General features: G+C 32.6%; 3 protein-coding genes. 1 reads left to right on the forward strand and 2 read right to left on the reverse strand.

The window, feature by feature from the left end:
- The first annotated feature begins 229 nt into the window (after nt 1-229).
- Nucleotides 230-940 carry a replication initiation protein gene (locus tag ACEN36_RS12845; RefSeq protein ID WP_407126881.1) on the forward strand — a complete coding sequence of 237 codons (711 nt, stop codon included), beginning with the start codon at nt 230-232 and terminating at the stop codon, nt 938-940.
- Between the two features lie 444 nt (nt 941-1,384).
- Here ACEN36_RS12845 and ACEN36_RS12850 read toward each other — a convergent pair whose 3' ends face one another.
- Both ACEN36_RS12850 and ACEN36_RS12855 read right to left on the reverse strand, forming a co-directional pair.
- Entirely contained in the window at nt 1,385-1,861 is a 477-nt protein-coding gene (locus ACEN36_RS12850; protein ID WP_407126883.1) for a hypothetical protein, read from the reverse strand.
- 31 nt (nt 1,862-1,892) lie between these two features.
- Nucleotides 1,893-2,093: a hypothetical protein gene (locus ACEN36_RS12855; RefSeq protein WP_407126885.1), complete on the reverse strand. Its 201-nt coding sequence runs from the start codon at nt 2,091-2,093 to the stop codon at nt 1,893-1,895.
- Nucleotides 2,094-2,945: the final 852 nt, after the last annotated feature.

A 2,945-nucleotide genomic window follows, 5' to 3' on the forward strand; every position in this document is an offset into this window, starting at 1 on the left:
TTTTAAGAATACCTTTTAGGGGCTCTGTACCCGTTGGGAGAGTAAGAGTACAAGGAGGGTACTAACCCCATTTTGTCTGAGTACTAACCCCATTTTGTCTGAGTACTAACCCCATTTTGTCTGAGTACTAACCCCATTTTGTCTGAGTACTAACCCCATTTTGTCTGAGTATTAACCCCTCGTTTGAAGTTAAGGGGTTAGTATGCTAAAGTTTTTTTGAGGTGATTAAATGTCAAACATAAAAGTTAGATACAAAAACGAGCTAAACCTTATCCCTATGCGTAATTTTAATAGCGTTGAAATGAACTTATTCTTTTCGATTTGTGCGAAAATGAAAGATAAAGGTGAGCGAAAGGTTCGATTTTCATTTGAAGACTTAAAAGAGTTGAGTGACTACAAACCTACATCTGTAAAAAGATTTTCAGACGACTTAGAAGATGTTTATGACAAAATGCTTCAACTTACATACCGGACTTATGAAGAGGGCATAAGAGAGAAGTTTGTGCTATTTACAGGTTTTAGAATTGACGAGAACAATCAATACGTTGATATTTCAGTAAATCCTGACCTTGATTACATTCTTAATGAGTTATCTAGTGAGTTTACTAAATTTGAATTACAAGAATTTACAGGCATACGATCAAGCTATGCTAAAACAATGTACCGATTACTGAAACAATATCGTTCTACTGGGTTTTATAAAGTTAAAATAGAAGATTTCCGCGAACTTCTTGATATACCAGAGAGCTATTCCATGAGTAAAATTGACGAGCGAGTGTTAAATCCAATAAAAAAAGAACTTTCTGCTTATTTTGACGACTTAAAAATCATTAAACATAAAGCACGAAAAGGAAATAAAATTGCAGCTATAGAAGTTCGTTTTAAAGAAAAAGGACCTAAAAAACCAAGAGTACCTTTATATAATTATCTTGAAGAATAGGAAAAAGACCCCATCATTTTTTTTCACGATTGGGTCTTTTTTTTTCAAGCATGAAGCGTAGTGAATTCTTAAAAATTCGAAGAATTTTTTCACACAAAAAGGGCGTACTTAACATCATTCTTAAAGATGATGTATAAGTGCGCCCTCGCTCTTTTGTTTTAGCACAATACACGGTCTTTTTAAAATCGTGTATAAGTGCGCCTTTTTTTGAAAAAGGGGTAATAAAGATAAAAATGATTTTAAAGATTTTATCGAGCAACAGCGACAATATTTTTTTAGATTTATCTCAAAAAATTATAAGGTCATAGGAAATATTTCCTATCAAGCCAAAACTTACGTTTTGGGGTTTGTGTACACAAACCCGTTGCTTGCCTAACACATTTTTTTATCGTGTACAGGTGCATCCTTTGTTAAAATATCCTATCTTGTAAAATAATTTGACGCTTATGGCTCTTGACTACTGTCTACGTATTCCATGTATGAAACAAATGTTTTTCCTTCTTGACTAGCGATTATTTCATTCATCGAATCCTCAACTATCTCATTAACCCATTCATTACCTTCGTCTGCCTCAATATTTGACAATTTGAATGATTCTGCATAAGCAGTAACCTCTACTGAGGTTCTTTCGTCATTACTGAAAATGTAGTCTTTAGTAAAACCTGATCCATCTGCCTTATCTGATTCATCAAGTCTTATCATATTTTTGACTTCATCATGGTCTAATACTTTGTAATTATATTCTTCTCGGCCATCTTCAGTGACCTTAATATAACCTTCATCGCTGAAATAATAATGTATTCCACTTTCATTTTCTATCCAATGACCGTAAAGGGAGGTTCTTACGTTTGATAAATCTCTCCCCCCACACCCGCTTAAAAATAGTACTAAAAATGATACTAATAAAAGTATCTTCTTCATAATTTTCAACCTCTCTTTCATAAAGAACTTTTTAATAATTTAATAAATAATTTTTTATTTCGTCATAAATAATTTTTGCTTCTTGTTTTTCATTGTTAGTATATTCAATTTCCTCACTAAAAAGGGATTCTATTTGATACAAAACAGTGATTAAAATTTCTTTTTTCCTAGCAATACAAATCTTATTTGATTTTTTAACTGCTTCAAAATTAATTTTAAAGTCTTTTATCATGATATTTCCCTCCTAGTATAAAAGCATTTTCTTTATTGTACCCTTTATATACAGTTGAAACTGTGACAAAAAAATAACGTTTTGTTTTTATCTGTTAACTATAAATACGAATATCGTCTTTAAAGCTCTAAAATCGTTTCTGAGAGGTTTTGCATACCCGCTTTAGGTATTTTACGTACAAAGGTCCTAAAACTCCTTAAACGTCATTTTTTTGCTTTTAAAAGCATATTGTGAGCCTATTTATTGTTTAAAATGTTTAAACAATGGTTTTTATCTGCTTTTGGGTATGTAGGGCTTGCCCTGCACGAGCGAATAGCGAGCCTTATACAAACTTTGTCCTTTCAGTAGGCAATAACTCTAAAGCTGATTTAAAAGTCCTCCTTGCCCCCTTATTTTTCTTTGACGATGGAGCGGAGCGACTATCTTTTGCTTTTGATCTTTTAAAATATCTTTTGTCTTGCGGAGCAAGGCTTCATTTTTTCTTTGGGTATTTTTATAATCTTTAGCTTGCTGCGCAAGCTAAACTTTTGTCCTTGATTTTGTTTTGTATAGCATGAAATTGCCTAAACTATTGTACGTGCAACATTATTGGACAGTAAGGGGACATATTTGGACTGGTTTAGTAACACTTTTGCAGTATCTATTCATAAGGTATGGGTATCAAATTTATGCACCTAATTTTGATTGTCTTTTATAGTACTTTTTATAATACTTTTTATAATACTTTTTAAGAATACCTTTTAGGGGCTCTGTACCCGTTGGGAGAGTAAGAGTACAAGGAGGGTACTAACCCCATTTTGTCTGAGTACTAACCCCATTTTGTCTGAGTACTAACCCCATTTTGTCTGAGTA

It is taken from the genome of Desemzia sp. FAM 23989 (assembly GCF_045528345.1).
GTDB lineage: Bacteria > Bacillota > Bacilli > Lactobacillales > Carnobacteriaceae > Desemzia.